Source organism: Vibrio sp. La 4.2.2, assembly GCF_027586995.1.
Classification (GTDB): Bacteria; Pseudomonadota; Gammaproteobacteria; order Enterobacterales; family Vibrionaceae; genus Vibrio; species Vibrio mediterranei.
Genome location: NZ_JAPPTJ010000010.1, coordinates 23,545 through 40,005, shown reverse-complemented (window position 1 = coordinate 40,005; position 16,461 = coordinate 23,545). Strand labels below are relative to the sequence as shown.

Annotated in this window: 14 protein-coding genes; 13 read left to right on the top strand and 1 reads right to left on the bottom strand. The window is 45.6% G+C overall.

From position 1 onward, the window contains the following. Nucleotides 1-190: 190 nt before the first annotated feature. The 13 genes from aroK (at nt 191) to OH456_RS20140 (ending at nt 15,618) form a co-directional block, all read left to right on the top strand. Entirely contained in the window at nt 191-715 is a 525-nt protein-coding gene (aroK, locus tag OH456_RS20200; RefSeq protein ID WP_038231065.1) for a shikimate kinase AroK, read from the top strand. Nucleotides 716-743: 28 nt separating this feature from the next. Continuing rightward, nucleotides 744-1,829 (top strand): 3-dehydroquinate synthase, encoded by a 1,086-nt coding sequence (gene aroB / locus OH456_RS20195; RefSeq protein WP_006074829.1) that lies wholly within the window; start codon nt 744-746, stop codon nt 1,827-1,829. 93 nt (nt 1,830-1,922) lie between these two features. Then, nucleotides 1,923-3,374: an SPOR domain-containing protein gene (locus OH456_RS20190; protein ID WP_270034109.1), complete on the top strand. Its 1,452-nt coding sequence runs from the start codon at nt 1,923-1,925 to the stop codon at nt 3,372-3,374. Between the two features lie 123 nt (nt 3,375-3,497). Continuing rightward, a complete protein-coding gene (locus tag OH456_RS20185; protein ID WP_006074827.1) occupies nt 3,498-4,322 on the top strand; it encodes a Dam family site-specific DNA-(adenine-N6)-methyltransferase in 825 nt (274 codons plus the stop codon). A gap of 94 nt (nt 4,323-4,416) precedes the next feature. Further along, complete coding sequence (rpe, locus tag OH456_RS20180) at nt 4,417-5,094, top strand: ribulose-phosphate 3-epimerase (protein ID WP_006074826.1); 678 nt, start codon at nt 4,417-4,419, stop codon at nt 5,092-5,094. Between the two features lie 17 nt (nt 5,095-5,111). Continuing rightward, nucleotides 5,112-5,792 carry a phosphoglycolate phosphatase gene (locus OH456_RS20175; RefSeq protein WP_006074825.1) on the top strand — a complete coding sequence of 227 codons (681 nt, stop codon included), beginning with the start codon at nt 5,112-5,114 and terminating at the stop codon, nt 5,790-5,792. Nucleotides 5,793-5,942: 150 nt separating this feature from the next. Then, a complete protein-coding gene (trpS, locus tag OH456_RS20170; protein WP_006074824.1) occupies nt 5,943-6,959 on the top strand; it encodes a tryptophan--tRNA ligase in 1,017 nt (338 codons plus the stop codon). 278 nt (nt 6,960-7,237) lie between these two features. Further along, a complete protein-coding gene (locus OH456_RS20165) occupies nt 7,238-9,853 on the top strand; it encodes an ExeM/NucH family extracellular endonuclease (RefSeq protein ID WP_164491434.1) in 2,616 nt (871 codons plus the stop codon). Between the two features lie 126 nt (nt 9,854-9,979). After that, a complete protein-coding gene (locus OH456_RS20160; RefSeq protein WP_252038449.1) occupies nt 9,980-10,561 on the top strand; it encodes an aminodeoxychorismate/anthranilate synthase component II in 582 nt (193 codons plus the stop codon). Between the two features lie 388 nt (nt 10,562-10,949). Further along, nucleotides 10,950-12,167: an aspartate aminotransferase family protein gene (locus OH456_RS20155; protein ID WP_270034108.1), complete on the top strand. Its 1,218-nt coding sequence runs from the start codon at nt 10,950-10,952 to the stop codon at nt 12,165-12,167. A 73-nt stretch (nt 12,168-12,240) separates the two neighbouring features. After that, nucleotides 12,241-13,260, top strand: coding sequence for an arginine N-succinyltransferase (gene astA / locus OH456_RS20150; protein WP_062463028.1), 1,020 nt, complete (start codon nt 12,241-12,243; stop codon nt 13,258-13,260). 96 nt (nt 13,261-13,356) lie between these two features. After that, nucleotides 13,357-14,814, top strand: coding sequence for a succinylglutamate-semialdehyde dehydrogenase (gene astD, locus OH456_RS20145; RefSeq protein ID WP_270034107.1), 1,458 nt, complete (start codon nt 13,357-13,359; stop codon nt 14,812-14,814). Nucleotides 14,815-14,826: 12 nt separating this feature from the next. After that, complete coding sequence (locus OH456_RS20140; protein WP_006074818.1) at nt 14,827-15,618, top strand: DUF1338 domain-containing protein; 792 nt, start codon at nt 14,827-14,829, stop codon at nt 15,616-15,618. Between the two features lie 68 nt (nt 15,619-15,686). Here OH456_RS20140 and crp read toward each other — a convergent pair whose 3' ends face one another. Then, complete coding sequence (gene crp / locus OH456_RS20135; RefSeq protein ID WP_004410522.1) at nt 15,687-16,319, bottom strand: cAMP-activated global transcriptional regulator CRP; 633 nt, start codon at nt 16,317-16,319, stop codon at nt 15,687-15,689. Nucleotides 16,320-16,461 lie beyond the last annotated feature (142 nt).

Sequence of the window (16,461 nt, the reverse complement as noted above, 5' to 3'; positions counted from 1 at the left end):
CTGTAAAGTATCAAATAATTCAAAAGGACTAAAAATAAAGTTGCATTCAAGGCACCTTACCTTGATAATTTCGGGTCTTATCACGACTTATCTGTGAGGAATTGGTGCCACAAGCCCTTTTTCCGAGGCTCCTTTTCGGTCTTTTCTTGTGGCGATGTCATTGAATTAACGTTGTAAATTAATGCTAAACATGGCTGAGAAACGTAATATTTTTCTTGTTGGCCCTATGGGTGCCGGCAAAAGTACAATCGGTAGACACCTAGCTCAACAACTACACATGGAGTTTGTTGACTCTGATACAGTAATTGAAGAGCGTACAGGCGCAGACATCGCATGGGTGTTTGACGTTGAAGGTGAAGAAGGTTTCCGCAAACGCGAAGAAACCGTTATTAACGATCTAACCGAACAGCAAGGTATTGTACTTGCTACAGGTGGTGGTTCAGTTAAAAGTAAAGACAACCGTAATCGCCTTTCTGCGCGTGGTATTGTTGTCTATCTGGAAACAACCATCGAAAAACAGCTTGCTCGCACAAATCGCGACAAAAAACGACCGCTGCTTCAAACGGACAACCCGCGCGAAGTACTTGAGTCTTTAGCGGACGAGCGCAATGATCTTTACAAAGATGTGGCGGACTATGTGGTTCGTACTGATGATCAAAGTGCAAAAGTGGTAGCCAACCAGATCGTAAAAATGCTAGAAGAAGGTCAAGTCTAACTTTCTTTCTTCAATAGGAGAGCAAACCATGGAACGGATTACGGTCGAACTTGGTGAGCGTAGCTACCCAATTTCAATTGGTGCCGGGTTATTTAATGACTCGGCTCAATTTGCCCAAATTCCAGATGGAAAATCAGTGGTTGTTATCACTAACACCACCGTTTCCCCCCTCTACGCTGATGCTATTCTGAAGCAGCTTGATAATAAAGGTTGCAAAACCTCATTACTCGAACTGCCTGATGGTGAGCAATACAAGACACTAGACACCTTCAATACGGTTATGACACATTTACTGTCAGGTAACTATGGTCGTGATGTAGTAGTTGTTGCCCTTGGTGGTGGTGTGATTGGCGATCTTGTCGGTTTTTCTGCCGCTTGCTATCAACGTGGCGTGGATTTTGTTCAAATCCCAACCACGCTATTATCCCAAGTCGACTCATCTGTGGGCGGCAAAACCGCCGTTAACCACGAGCTTGGCAAAAACATGATTGGTGCTTTCTATCAGCCTCAATCTGTCATCATTGATACCAACTGTCTTAAGACCTTACCAGCGCGTGAATTCGCCGCGGGTGTTGCTGAGGTGATCAAGTATGGCATCATCTATGATGAAGCCTTCTTTGAATGGCTAGAGCAAAACCTCGATAAGCTTTATGCATTGGATCAACAAGCCCTGACTTATGCTATTGCTCGCTGCTGTCAGATTAAAGCTGAGGTTGTGGCTCAAGATGAGAAAGAGTCGGGTATTCGCGCGTTATTGAATCTAGGTCATACATTTGGTCATGCGATTGAAGCAGAACTAGGGTATGGTAAATGGTTACATGGAGAGGCAGTCTCTTCCGGTACAGCTATGGCCGCCCATACCGCGCATTTGCTTGGTGATATAACCGCAGAGCAAGTGACACGTATTATCACTTTGCTAGAGCGCGCTAAATTGCCTGTACACACTCCGGAATCAATGAGTTTTGAAGACTTTATCAAGCATATGATGCGTGATAAAAAAGTCTTATCGGGTAAGTTACGTCTCGTGCTACCAACGTCTGTTGGTACTGCTCAGGTGGTTTCTGACGTTCCGAGTGACATCATCAAACAAGCTATCGACTTGTGCCGACAGTAGTTCGATATTGTCGATGCTATTGAAGGTAAGTTAGATGTGAGGCTCCGTAATGGGGCCTTTTTTAGGTTTAATGACTAGGTAGATAGGATCAGAATGAGTTTGTCGTATGAGCTGCGAGTATTGGAATTAGATTCGCAGACCCAACTACTAGAGCGTGTGCAGCTACTGACTCAATTTGCGTCGAGTTTTGTCGTTATCAAAGGTGAGTCTGGCGCCGGAAAAACTTGGCTTGCACACCGCTATCTCGAAGCCTGGGCACATGGCAAAAACCAATCACTGATTACCTGTTTCGCGAATCAAGATGATGAAGTGAACCGCAGTAATATTCTTCGTCAACTCTTTCCTCATTCAATGTACAGCGCTACCGACTCACTGCATGACAGCGTTGAGCGTATTCTGGAGGGTGAGGCGAGCAATATTGTGATTGTTGTCGATGATGCTCAGCACATCTCACAAGCCTTACTTGCCGAGCTATGGCTGCTGTATACCGCCTCTTTGCATGTCACTAAACAGAACATCAGTATCGTATTATTCAGTGCTAGCGATTCGCTCAGTTCCCGACTAGCGCGATTGAGTCATGGCCTTGATAGTAAACCGGTAGAGTTGGATGTTGATGAACTGACCGACGCGGAGGCTGAGCGTTTTTTTGATACTCTTGTGTTGCGCTATATTGATGAAAGCGTTGAAAAAAGAGTCAAAAGCGCGTTTACTAGCATTAAACCGCTTCCGGGTGAAATTTTGGCGTTAGGAGAGCAAAAAATGGAAAAGAAGGTGATTATTCGTTCATTGGTTGGTTCACCTGCCAAGATTGCAGCAACAGTGGCAGTTATCGTTTTGCTGCTATTTTTAGGTTACAGCTGGCTACTAAAATCGCCAACGCCGCAGAGCACAGAGCCTAGCGAAGTAACGATTGAGCAAACGGTGATTCCTACCTTAGATGGGCCAGTCGATGCCGCTACTGAAGAACAAGCGGAAGGGGCTAACAAAGAAATGCCGTCCCAGTTAGAGCCCACGGATGATACCGCTTCGCTACCGCCTTCGGTAACATCAGAAACCGCGAGTGTCGGTGTAGCAGAATCTGGTGAGCGCGTAGTAATTACCTCGGACGTTGTAGATGCCTTATTAGATGACAATACTGCTGTCGCAGTGGCAAAAGCGGCTGAGGTTCAAAATGTGGTCACACCAAAAGTGGAAGTAGTTGATGTGGATAGTACGCAGAAACTGCAGACTCCAATTACGTTTTCCTTCGCGCGTGAAGAACTCAATGCCTTGCCTGCAAATAACTACACGTTGCAAATCGCCGCGATGACTGAGCTAAAAGACGTTCAGTTGTTTTTGAACCAACACACGTTTGACAAACCAGTCCGTGTTTATCCAACGTTGCGTGGAGATGAGAAGTGGTACATCGTGACTTACGATGTGTATCCAAGTATTCAAACGGCACGTGATGCAGCGGAAGCGTTACCGGAAGAAATCCAGTCTCTTGGACCTTGGCCAAAATCTCTTAGCCAAGTACAGCGAGAAATTACTCGTTGGAAAGAGTAACCTTCCAGTGAACACTGTGGGTGATTTTCGCTGACCTTTCTGCTAGAAAGGTCAACATAACAAATTGAATTATGATATATTCCCCAGCCTTAATTTTTGGGGTGGCAGTAGATAGAGCAAGTAATGAAAAAGCAACGCGCCTTTCTTAAGTGGGCTGGTGGAAAATATGGCTTGGTTGAAGACATTCAAAAGCATTTGCCAGACGCAAGAAAGCTGGTAGAGCCTTTCGTTGGTGCTGGGTCTATCTTCCTAAATACGGACTACGATCAGTATTTACTTGCCGATATCAATCCCGATTTAATTAACCTCTATAATCTGTTAAAAACAGATCCCGAGACCTACGTCGCTGAAGCAAAGCGCCTATTCACTGCTGAACACAATCGCAAAGAAGTGTATTTGGATATTCGCGCCCAGTTTAATCAGACTGACGACGTCTTGTTTCGCTCCGTCGCCTTTCTTTATATGAACCGTTTTGGTTTTAACGGCTTGTGCCGTTACAACAAAAAAGGTGGCTTTAACGTGCCCTTCGGCTCTTATAAAAAACCGTATTTCCCAGAAAATGAGCTGATTTTCTTTGCTGAGAAAGCGAAGAAAGCCACGTTTGTTTGCGAAGGATATCACGACACCTTTAAACGAGCGCGCAAAGGCAGCGTAATATATTGCGATCCGCCATACGCACCACTATCGAACACAGCCAACTTTACCTCTTATGCAGGTAATGGGTTTAGTCTTGATGACCAAGCAGCGCTTGCTGACGTGGCTGAGCACGCCGCGTTTGATCGTGGTATTCCGGTGCTGATTTCTAACCACGACACCACTTTGACACGTCGCCTGTATCACGGTGCGCAACTGAATGTGGTCAAGGTTAAGCGAACCATCAGCCGTAATGGTGCAGGTCGTAATAAGGTTGACGAATTATTGGCGTTATTTGAGCCGCAAGATCAATAACTGCTTGGTAAGGGCTAGGATTTAATCAACCGCTTCGGTAGAATTGCGCGAACTTGGCGATACTCGCTTGCTTTGAATTCAACTGAGGTTAGGTATGAAAGACTTTTTAATTGCTCCATCCATTCTCTCTGCAGATTTTGCTCGCCTAGGTGAGGACGTTGAAAAAGTACTCGCTGCGGGTGCTGACGTGGTTCACTTTGATGTGATGGACAATCACTATGTTCCTAACCTGACGTTTGGTGCACCAATCTGTAAAGCACTACGCGACTACGGCATTACCGCTCCAATCGATGTCCACTTAATGGTTAAACCTGTCGATAGCATTGTTCCTGATTTTGCTAAAGCAGGTGCGAGTATGATTACTTTCCACGTTGAAGCGTCTGAGCACGTAGATCGTACACTGCAACTTATCAAAGAACACGGTTGTCAGGCTGGTGTAGTACTCAACCCAGCCACACCTCTTTCTTGCCTTGATTACATTATGGACAAAGTGGACTTGATTCTACTGATGTCAGTGAACCCAGGCTTTGGTGGTCAATCTTTCATTCCGTCGACACTAGACAAGTTACGTGAAGTTCGTAAACGCATTGATGCTTCTGGTCGTAACATTCGCTTAGAAATTGATGGTGGCGTGAAAGTCGATAATATTCGAGAAATTGCCGAAGCGGGCGCAGACATGTTTGTTGCCGGTAGCGCTATCTTTAATCGTCCAGATTACAAAGAAGTTATCGACGAGATGCGTGCTGAACTGGCAAAAGTAAACAGCAAATAGATTTGGAATTAGTAGAAATGAGCGCAATTAAACTCGTTGTTTTTGATTTAGATGGGACGTTACTCGACAGCGTACCTGATTTGGCATTAGCGGCTGATCAGGCGGTTCAAGAGTTAGGTTATCCGAGTGTCACCGAAGAACAAGTTCGTGACTATGTAGGTAACGGTGCCGATATTTTAATTGGTCGCTCATTAAGCCAAAGCATCACTGTTGACCCTGAGCTGTCGCCGGAGTTGCTCGCGAAGGCTCGTACTTTGTTTGATGACTTTTATAAAGCCAGTGGGCATAAGCTAAGTCACTTATATCCAGCTGTACATCAAACCTTGGATACCTTGGTAGCGAATGGCTTTACTTTAGCTCTGCTCACCAACAAACCATCGAAGTTTGTTCCAGAATTGCTAGAGCAACATAAGCTCGATAAGTACTTTAAGCATGTACTGGGCGGCGATGCGTTCCCGAAACGCAAACCGGATCCAATTGCATTACATTGGTTGATGGAACAAGAGCAGTTATCTGCCGAACAAGTGTTGATGGTCGGGGATTCTAAAAACGATATCTTGGCGGCGCGTAACGCAGGTTGCCAAGCGTTCGGACTCACTTATGGTTACAACCACGGTGAACCTATTGCCAATGCGAATCCTGACTTTGTTGCTGATATCGTGTCGGACGTGCTTGAAGCCGTGGGAATTGACGGCTAAATCTCGACAAAAAGTGCGTTGCTGAGTGAAAAGCCAAGTAAAGTACTAGAAATATACTCGCCAATGAGTACACTGCTAGAACCGCGTAAGGAATTACGCGGTTTTTCATTATCCTAATTATCTCGTTAAGAAGTCGAAGGAATCATTATCATGAGCAAACCCATCGTATTGAGTGGTGTTCAGCCGTCAGGTGAACTAAGTATCGGAAACTACTTGGGTGCTCTACGTCAATGGCAACAGATGCAAGATGATTACGATTGCCAGTACTGCGTTGTTGACCTTCATGCGATTACGGTTCGTCAAGATCCAAAAGCACTGCATGAAGCGACACTAGACGCACTCGCAATCTGCCTTGCAGTTGGTGTTGATCCGAAGAAGAGCACGTTATTTGTACAGTCACACGTACCTGAGCATGCTCAACTTGGTTGGCTTCTTAACTGTTATACCCAAATGGGCGAACTGAATCGCATGACTCAGTTTAAAGACAAATCACAGCGTTACGCTAATGACGTTAACGTTGGTCTTTATGATTATCCAGTGCTAATGGCTGCAGATATTCTGCTTTACGGTGCACACCAAGTACCAGTGGGTAGTGACCAGAAGCAGCACTTAGAGTTAGCGCGTGATATCGCGACTCGTTTCAACAATATCTACAGCCCTGAAGCACCGATTTTCACTATTCCTGAGCCTTATATCCCAACGGTGAACGCTCGTGTTATGAGCTTACAAGATGCGACTAAGAAGATGTCTAAGTCGGATGATAACCGCAAGAACGTGATTACTCTGCTCGAGGAGCCTAAGTCGATCATCAAGAAGATCAATAAAGCGCAAACCGATGCCGAGACACCGCCACGCATTGCCAACGATTGGGAAAACAAAGCGGGCATCTCTAACCTAATGGGCCTTTACTCTGCAGCAACGGGCAAAACGTTTGAAGAAATTGAAGCGCAATATGCTGGTGTGGAGATGTACGGTCCGTTTAAGAAAGATGTAGGTGAAGCGCTGGTTGCTATGCTTGAGCCAATTCAAGCGGAATACCACCGTATTCGTGCCGACCGTACTTATATGGATGAAGTCATGCGCCAAGGCGCTGAAAAGGCCTCTGCTCGTGCAGCAGTGACACTGGCTGAAGCCTACAAAGCGGTAGGTTTTGTGACTCGCCCATAGCACAAGTTATACTCCAGATATTGAAAAGCCCTTTGGTTCGCCAAAGGGCTTTTTTTTTGTGTTATCGCACTGCATTCTCTTACTAACGTTTCCTGTTGAATTTTTGGCACAGGCTAAATTGTTCAAACTTTGAATGAGAGCTGTATCTCAGTTAACTGAATATTCATTGTTCATTTGCACTCTAAATGACAACACTCGTCTCGAAAATAATCATTTTTATATTCAACAAAGTGCAATAAAGGCAAGGGATAACATTGCCAGTTAATTCGAGGTGAATGATGACACGCACAAATAAAAAGCAGTGGTTAGCGTTAGCGATAGCGTCCGCATTAGCCGGAGGTGCCAACGCAGAGATCTTTCTTTCGCAATATGTGGAGGGAAGTGGTTATAACAAGGCAGTTGAGATAGCCAACTCTGGTGACTCAGAAGTTCAGTTGGTGGGTTACCAACTGGCTAAATCGCCAAATGGGAACGGCAGTTGGAGCACACTAGATCTCTCTAGTTATGTCATTCCAGCTAAGTCAGTACTTGTGTTCGCAAACTCTCGCGCAGACGATGCCATTCTGGGTGTCGCAACGCTTTCAACCTCTGATCAAGTATTGAATTTTAATGGTGACGACCCGATTGCACTGATGGATAGCAATGGTCAAATCATCGATATGATTGGCACGATGGGCGACAACTTTGGTGCAGATAAAACCTTAGTGCGTTACACGCCTTATCATCAACCATCGGTGACTTACCAACCAGAACAATGGGCAACATTGAGTAAGAACGATGTTACCGGTTTAGGTCAGTTGGAGGACCTAACACCACCAGCACCTTTCCAATGTCTCGACAACGGTTCTGCACCAACCTTTACTGACATTCAAGCGATTCAGGGTGAAGGCAGCAGTTCTCCTTATATCAATGGCTACCCATATATCACTAGTGAACAGTATTTTGTTCAAGGCGTGGTCTCGGCGGTAAGCACGGGCATTAATCAAGGCTTCTATTTAGAGGCATTGCAGGATGATCATAACCCGTTAACGTCTAATGGTTTGTATGTTTACACTCAAGCAAATCCAAGCCTAGCTGCTGGCGATGTGGTTTGTGTTCGTGGTCAAATCCAAGAGTTCTATGGACAGACTCAGCTTAAGCTCAATGAACAAGATTGGTTTAAGCAAGGAGAACAGGCAGCCCCACAAGCAACAGCAATTGAAGTGCTTGAGTCTGATGAGAACTTTGAGCAGACATTAGAGCGTTACGAAGGCATGCTAGTGCGCCTACCAAAAGCGCTTGATATGCGTATTAGTCGCACCTTTGGTTATGACTATGGCGCACGTCGCAACAATATGGTGTTGGCGCATGAACGCGTGAATCTGCATCCAAATCAGCAGTTTGCCGCAGGTTCTGATGAAGCTAAAGCGCAAAGCGAAGATAACGGCTTACGTCGACTATTTGTTGAGTCACCAACGGCAGCACCAAATGGCAAAGTGCCGTACTACCCTGAATTTGGTCGTACCGATGTGGACCAAGATGGCAGCACGGAAGATTATATTCGTATCAACGATACCTTGTTCGATATTGAAGGGGTCATTGGGTACAGCTACGGTGATTACCGCCTGTTTGTGACGAATACTATTTCTGCTGATAACTTCGTTCGTAATACACCGCGCACTGAAGCTCCTGAGCTTGCTGAGCAGCCATGGAACAAGAAAGACCTACGTGTTGCGACCTTTAACGTTCTTAACTACTTTACCTCGCCATTCGGTGGTGATGAAAACCGCTTCGGCAGCAATCGAGGTGCTAGCAACTTTGCTGAGTTTGAAGTTCAGCAAGAGAAAATACTCAATGCGCTTATCAAGCTTGATGCCGACATTGTTGGTTTGATGGAAATAGAGAACAACGGCTTTGGTGACAATGGAGCCATTGCTCAGTTAGTCAGAGAGCTTAACGCTCGTATAGATAACAAGAAATTGCACTATGACTTCGTTTCGGTAGACAGCAATCAAGATGGTGTCATTGATAAGCTTGATGCAGTGGGTACCGATGCCATTACAACTGGCGTTATTTATCGTCCTAAGCAAGTGAAACTAAAACAAGTTAATGTACTGGAAATGCCTCGTCAGGTTGCGCCTGAAGTGCTGGATGACGATGGCAAAGTCATTGAAGACGGTAAGAACTATCAACGTAATACTCTGGCACCAACCTTTAAGGTGAAAGGGGCGAAGGAGAAGCTGACGGTAGCGGTCAATCACTTCAAATCAAAAGGCTCTAAATGTTGGGAAGATGCAGCTCCTGTTGCTGAAGGTGGTCAAGCAGGCAAAGATACTGATCAGCAAGGGTCATGTGAAAACTTCCGTGTCGCAGCGGCTGTTGCGTTAGGTGATGCGTTGGAAGCGATTAAAGGACATAAAATTGTCTTGGGTGACTTCAATGCGTATGGAAAAGAAGATCCACTGCTAATTCTGACTGACTACAGTCAAGAGAAGTATGGCAAAACCATTCGTGCTGCTCGCAATACCTTTATTGGTGAGCAAGAGCAATTTGGTGATGACGGTGCGGTCATTGACCACAGCTATGGTTACGTCAACGTACTCGGAGAGATGCATCCACAAGGTTGGAGTTACTCATACAATGATGAAGTCGGCGCGCTCGACCATATCCTTATTAGTCCAAGCTTGTCGAAGCGTGTCGTTGATGCCACTGAGTGGCACATCAATGCGGCGGAGTCGACGCTGTTTGACTATAACGATGAGTACAAAGGTGATTTGCCTAAGTATCAAGACCATTACCGTTCTTCTGACCATGATCCTGCGGTAATTGATCTGAATATGCGTGGTGGTTCGGTTGGCTTAGTGGGTTTATCAGCGATGCTGCTGTTAGGTCTACGTCGACGTAAACAAGGATAATTATCCTCTGCAGCAAGGTGTTTACAGCCTTGCTGCTTTTTTTCTCCCCATTTTTACTTGCCTTTCTGCCATCTTGTTGCAAAATACCGCCTTATTTTTCGCAAACTCAATACCACAGCGAGCGCTATGCTACTCATCATTGATAATTACGACTCCTTTACTTTTAACCTGTTTCAGTATTTTTCTGAACTGGGTGCCGAAGTAAAAGTGGTGCGCAATGATGAAATTGATATTGCTGGTATTGAAGCGTTAAACCCTTCTCATATAGTTATCTCTCCAGGACCTTGTACACCTAATGAGGCAGGGATCTCCTTAGAGGTGATCAAGCACTTTGCTGGTAAATTGCCACTACTCGGTGTTTGTTTAGGTCATCAGGCGATCGCTCAGGTCTTTGGTGGTAAGGTGATTCGTGCTCGTGAAGTGATGCATGGCAAAACCTCACCAATTCGTCATAACAACAAAAGTGTGTTTGCTGGCCTCAATAACCCATTAATTGTTACCCGTTATCACTCATTAATCGTCGAAAAAGAGTCGCTTCCTGATTGCTTTGAAGTAACGGCTTGGACTGAGTTAGAGAGTGGCGATTTCGACGAAATTATGGGTTACCAGCACAAGTCGCTTTGTCTACATGCGGTTCAATTTCACCCAGAATCTATCAAAACTGAACAAGGTCACGAGCTTCTTAACAATTTCCTGTCTCAAAAATAGTCGATCTTGATCACTCTTTTCTGTTTTCTTATCCATCATAAGTTTTACTTATTAAATTGAAAGATTATTCGTCTTTACTGATATCAAAGTGAGCAAAACCTTATTTGCTGACTTTCTTGGTTGATGCAGGAAAAAACGCTTCATTCCCATTCAATTTTGATGCATAAATACTCATGAGGCAGCGGTGAATTTTGTTCTTTAGCTACTTAAAAAGTATTTTTCACTATTGCTATGGTTAAATAATTGTAAATACAATGCTGCATCTGTGGAAAAGCGATAGAAAATCTTTTCTTTCTTTATGAGTTCGAGGGATCGCTCTTGGTCCGTAACTTAAAATGGAAGAGTGAAGCGCCTTTCTCCAACATGCTGTAATGAGAAGGAATGTGTTATGACAACGGAAAAAGCGGTAACTCGCGAGTGGTTTGATGAGGTAATGGTACCTTGCTACAACCCAATGGAAATGATTCCAGTAAAAGGCGAGGGTGCTCGCGTTTGGGACCAGCAGGGGAATGAATATATCGACTTCGCGGGTGGTATTGCCGTGAGTTGTTTAGGCCACTGCCATCCGGCGATGGTAACTGCAGTTACTGAACAAGCTAACAAGATTTGGCATCTGAGTAATGTCATGACCAACGAGCCAGCACTGCGCTTGGCGAAAAAACTCACGGAAGTTAGCTTTGCTGAACGAGTTTTCTTCGCTAACTCAGGTGCGGAAGCCAATGAAGCGGCGCTGAAACTAGCACGCCGCTGGGCGGCAGATGTTCATGGTACTGAAAAGTCAGAAATCATTGCTTTTAACCAAGGTTTCCACGGTCGTACTTTCTTTACGGTCACTGTTGGTGGTCAAGCCGCTTATTCTGACGGTTTTGGTCCTAAGCCGGGCGACGTATCACACATTCCTTATAATGATATCGCTGCGCTTGAAGCTCAGATGTCAGAGAAAACCTGTGCAGTGATGATGGAGCCGCTACAAGGTGAGGGTGGTATTGTTTCTCCTCAGCCTGAGTTTGTTCAAGCAGTTCGTGAGTTATGTGATAAATATAATGCACTGCTTATTTTTGATGAAGTGCAAACGGGTAATGGCCGTACTGGTCACTTTTATGCCTATCAAGGTCTAGGTGTAACGCCCGATATTTTGAGCACTGCGAAATCTCTTGGTGGTGGTTTCCCGATTGGCGCTATGCTAACGACTGAGAAACTTGCTGCACACATGAAAGTGGGGACGCACGGTTCTACTTATGGCGGTAACCCGTTAGCGTGTGCGGTAGCAGAAGCGGTTGTAGATGTGGTGTCGAGCCCAGATGTTCTGGCTGGTGTCGCTGAGCGCGAAGCGTGGTTCCGCGATGGTCTACAAAAAATAAACGCAAAATACGGTATTTTCAGCGAAATTCGTGGAAAAGGCCTACTTCTTGGTGCTGCGCTGAATGAAGAGTGGCAAGGTCGTGCTCGTGATGTTCTAGTAGCTGCAGGCCAACAAGGCCTAATGGTCTTGGTTGCGGGTGCAAATGTGGTTCGTTTTACCCCATCATTGGTGATTACCAAACAAGAAGTTGAAGAAGGATTAGCTAAACTAGATAAAGCGATCAGCACCTTAGTGGCGTCGTAAACTTAGTTAGCAATTAAATACTCTCTCGGATGTTTGGATGTGCCGGGAGAGTTTGCGTCAGGAGGGATTATTGATGCTTGTTGTTCGTCCTATCTCTATGTCTGATTACGACGCGCTGCATACTTGCGCGGTAGAATCAGGACACGGTTTTACTTCTCTTCCTGTGAATGAAGAGCTTCTTACTAACCGAATTACCCATTCTGAATACAGTTTTGCCAAGCAAGACGTGACGACGCCGACCGATGAAGGTTATTTGATGGTGGGTGTTGATACAGAAACTGGTGAAGTGGCGGGTACCACAGGTATAGAAGGTGCGATTGGCTGGGATGTCCCTTTCTATTCTTATCACATTAGTACGGTGGTGCACTCGTCACCAAAACTCAACGTCAACAATGTTGTTAAGCTTCTGACTTTTGGGAATAATTACACTGGATGCAGTGAGATTTGTACCCTGTTCTTACGCCCTGAATTCCGTGGCGGATTGAATGGTCGATTGATGTCTAAATGCCGCTTTTTGATGATGGCAGAGCACCCAGAACGTTTCTCTAAAACGATTTTTGCTGAAATGCGCGGTGTGTCCGATGCGGAAGGCAATTCTCCATTTTGGAAGTGGTTACAAGAGCATTTCTTTTCTATCGATTTTACCTTGGCAGATTATCTGACCGGAATTGGTAAAAAAGGTTTTATCGCAGATCTAATGCCAAAGCTTCCTATCTATATCAACTTGCTCAGCAAAGAAGCGCAAGAGGTGATTGGGCAGGTGCATGAGAATACGCGTCCGGCTTTGAAGCTGCTTGAAAACGAAGGCTTTACTTGCCGTAACTATGTCGACATTTTCGATGCTGGCCCAACGGTTGAATGTGACCTTCGCAATATTCAAGCGGTTCGTGACTCTTTCCGAGCTCAAGTAGCGATTGCAGAGCATTCGAGCTCTCAAGATTATTTGGTGGCAAATACCTCGTTTGAGAACTTCCGAGCGGTCGCCGCCAAAGCGGCATACGACCCAGAAAGTGGCAAGGTATTACTTACAGCAGAAGCAGCTCAAGCACTGAATGTCGCCGAGGGCGATATGGTGCGTATGCTGGCTCAATAACAGTCAAATAATAAGATGGTGGTCGATTACCACCACGGTTTAAGAGAAGCGGAAGTTCCGCTTGCTCTTAGCTCATTCAATTTAAGGAACTTCACTATGACTCAATGGATCGCAGGTAACTGGGTTGCAGGCCAAGGTGACACTTTTCAGTCACTATCCCCATACAACAATCAAACTATTTGGGAAGGTCAGTCAGCCACTGCTCAACAGGTTGAAAGCGCCGTCTCTGCTGCTCGTCAGGCATTTGTCGAGTGGAAGAAGTGTCCATTTGAAGAGCGTGAAGCCATCGTTTTGTCTTTCGCAGAGAAAGTGAAAGAACGTAGTGAAGATATTGCCATCGCCATCGCCAAAGAAACGGGTAAACCGTTATGGGAAACGCGCACTGAAGCGGGAGCGATGGCTGGCAAAATTGCGATTTCTATTCGTGCTTATCATCAGCGTACCGGCGAGACCCAACGCGAAGCCGCTGGCAACCAAATCGTCCTCCGTCACAGGCCTCTTGGTGTCATGGCTGTCTTTGGGCCTTATAATTTCCCTGGTCACCTACCTAACGGTCACATTGTGCCTGCGTTACTAGCAGGGAACACAGTGGTCTTTAAACCGTCTGAGCAGACGCCGCTAGTTGGTGAGTTAGCCATGAAACTTTGGGAAGAGGTTGGTCTTCCTTCTGGTGTCATTAATCTTGTTCAGGGCGGCAAGGAGACGGGTATTGCGCTTGCTGATTCAAAAGGCATTGATGGCGTACTGTTCACAGGTAGCGCCAATACGGGACACATTCTGCATAGGCAATTCGCGGGGCAACCGGGCAAGATGTTAGCGCTAGAAATGGGCGGCAATAACCCGCTGGTGATCAGTGAAGACTTTGGGGATATTGATGCTGCGGTTTATACCATTTTGCAATCGGCATACATCAGTGCTGGACAACGCTGTACCTGTGCAAGACGCCTTTATGTACCATTTGGGCAAAGAGGTGATCAACTGGTTGAACACTTAGTTTCTGCAATTGGTAAGATTCGTATCGATGAGCCTTTCGCCGAACCAGCACCATTTATGGGGCCACAAATCTCTGAACAAGCAGCTGATCATATTATTGCGGCGCAAGCTGAGCTCCTGAAACTAGGTGGCAAGAGCTTAGTGGAAGCGAAACGCCTACAAGCCGCTTTCGTTACGCCTGCGTTGATTGATGCAACGAATATCGAGCAGCTACCAGATGAAGAGTACTTTGGTCCCTTGTTACAGCTAGTACGCTATGAAACGCTACCACAAGCAGTAGAACTCGCAAACGATACTCGCTTTGGTTTGTCGGCAGGTTTGATTTCGCAAAGCGATGAAGAGTGGCAGTACTTCGTTGACCATATTCGTGCAGGCATTGTAAACCGTAACCGTCAGCTTACTGGAGCGAGTGGTGATGCGCCATTCGGAGGACCTGGTGCATCAGGTAACCTAAGACCAAGTGCTTTCTATGCGGCCGATTACTGTGCATACCCTATGGCGTCCATGGAAGGAGACAATACCGTGCTTCCTGCAACGCTAAGCCCTGGTATTGAACTCTAAGGAACTTCTGTTATGACTGTAGACGCTCTATTTAACCATTTATGGCAAGACTATATTCGCCGTCTTTGCCCTTCTGCTGATAAAGTCCACGCTCTGCTCAAAGAGGATGAAGCGCTGATTAACGACCACATTGCGCTACGTACTTTTAATGTCGGCCCTCTGGGCATCGATTCGTTGGCAAAGCACTTTATCGCTCTTGGCTACAAAGTCTCTGGTGATTATGTGTTTGAGGCTAAGAAGCTCTCTGCGATTCATTTAGAGCATAGTAATGCTCTATTACCAAAAGTGTTTATTAGTGAGCTTAGAGTCGAACTGTGTTCGCAGCAGCTGCAAGATATTGTCGCTAAGCTGGTGGCTCAAGTTGAAGCAGCGAAGTTGGATAGCGCAGACTTCCTTTATGGTGGGCGTCTATGGGACTTGAGTTACGCTGATTTTCAGACGCTAGCCGAAGAGAGCGAGTATGCATCGTGGTTGGCTGCCCACGGTTATGGCGCGAACCACTTTACGGTGAGCGTAAATCAGCTGGATCGTTTTCAGGAAGTCGTAGAAGTAAACCAACACCTTCGTGAGGCCGGTTTTGCTATCAATGAATCTGGCGGCGAAGTGAAAGGTTCTCCTGAGGTGTTACTTGAGCAGTCTTCAACAATGGCGGATAAAGTGCCGGTGATGTTCACCGATGGTGAACAGGCTATCCCTGGCGGCTTCTATGAGTTTGCTAAGCGATATCAAATGGCGGACGGCAGTTACTATCAAGGCTTCGTCGCAGCATCTGCGGATAAGATTTTTGAGAGTACGCACCAATAAATAATAAAAAAGCCACCTTGCGGTGGCTTTTTAGCTATTAGCTTTTGTAAAAGTAACGTCGCTAGAAATTAACGAGTACCGTAAACAACAATAGTCTTACCGTGAGCAGAGATTAGGTTCTGCTCTTCTAGCATCTTAAGAATGCGTCCCACTGTCTCACGTGAACAGCCAACAATTTGGCCGATCTCTTGACGAGTGATCTTGATTTGCATGCCATCTGGGTGAGTCATTGCGTCTGGTTGCTTCGCTAGGTTTAGTAGCGTTTGAGCAATGCGGCCTGTTACGTCTAGGAACGCTAAGTCACCTACTTTTTGGCTAGTCACTTGTAGACGGCTTGCCATTTGAGCAGATAAGCGCATTAGAATATCAGGGTTAACTTGAATCAGCTGACGGAATTTCTTGAATGAGATTTCCGCAACTTCACAAGGAGATTTTGCACGTACCCATGCCGTACGTTCTTGGTCTTCTTCGAACAAGCCAAGTTCACCAATGAAGTCACCTTGGTTAAGGTAAGACAAGATCATCTCTTTGCCTTCTTCATCTTTGATCAGTACCGCTACAGAACCTTTTACGATGTAGTAAAGAGTTTCCGCTTTCTCGCCCGCATGGATTAGCGTGCTTTTAGAAGGATACTTGTGAATGTGGCAGTGTGAAAGGAACCACTCTAACGTTGGGTCGGTTTGAGGTTTACCTAGAACCATATATCTTACTTCCTCTGCAGGGTATGCTTGCTGCTTTCCATATTTGTTAGCAAGCCCGTTGGTTAAGACTTACTAGCATAAAAGCACTTTGAAGATGGCGCAAGCGATCTTCTGTTTCCTAGAAATAGTATCCTTTTTTGCG

Coding starts and splice junctions, on each gene's coding strand:
- aroK (WP_038231065.1), top strand. CDS start 191: ATGGCTGAGAAACGTAATATTTTTCTTGTTGGCCCTATGGGTGCCGGC.
- aroB (WP_006074829.1), top strand. CDS start 744: ATGGAACGGATTACGGTCGAACTTGGTGAGCGTAGCTACCCAATTTCA.
- OH456_RS20190 (WP_270034109.1), top strand. CDS start 1,923: ATGAGTTTGTCGTATGAGCTGCGAGTATTGGAATTAGATTCGCAGACC.
- OH456_RS20185 (WP_006074827.1), top strand. CDS start 3,498: ATGAAAAAGCAACGCGCCTTTCTTAAGTGGGCTGGTGGAAAATATGGC.
- rpe (WP_006074826.1), top strand. CDS start 4,417: ATGAAAGACTTTTTAATTGCTCCATCCATTCTCTCTGCAGATTTTGCT.
- OH456_RS20175 (WP_006074825.1), top strand. CDS start 5,112: ATGAGCGCAATTAAACTCGTTGTTTTTGATTTAGATGGGACGTTACTC.
- trpS (WP_006074824.1), top strand. CDS start 5,943: ATGAGCAAACCCATCGTATTGAGTGGTGTTCAGCCGTCAGGTGAACTA.
- OH456_RS20165 (WP_164491434.1), top strand. CDS start 7,238: ATGACACGCACAAATAAAAAGCAGTGGTTAGCGTTAGCGATAGCGTCC.
- OH456_RS20160 (WP_252038449.1), top strand. CDS start 9,980: ATGCTACTCATCATTGATAATTACGACTCCTTTACTTTTAACCTGTTT.
- OH456_RS20155 (WP_270034108.1), top strand. CDS start 10,950: ATGACAACGGAAAAAGCGGTAACTCGCGAGTGGTTTGATGAGGTAATG.
- astA (WP_062463028.1), top strand. CDS start 12,241: ATGCTTGTTGTTCGTCCTATCTCTATGTCTGATTACGACGCGCTGCAT.
- astD (WP_270034107.1), top strand. CDS start 13,357: ATGACTCAATGGATCGCAGGTAACTGGGTTGCAGGCCAAGGTGACACT.
- OH456_RS20140 (WP_006074818.1), top strand. CDS start 14,827: ATGACTGTAGACGCTCTATTTAACCATTTATGGCAAGACTATATTCGC.
- crp (WP_004410522.1), bottom strand. CDS start 16,319: ATGGTTCTAGGTAAACCTCAAACCGACCCAACGTTAGAGTGGTTCCTT.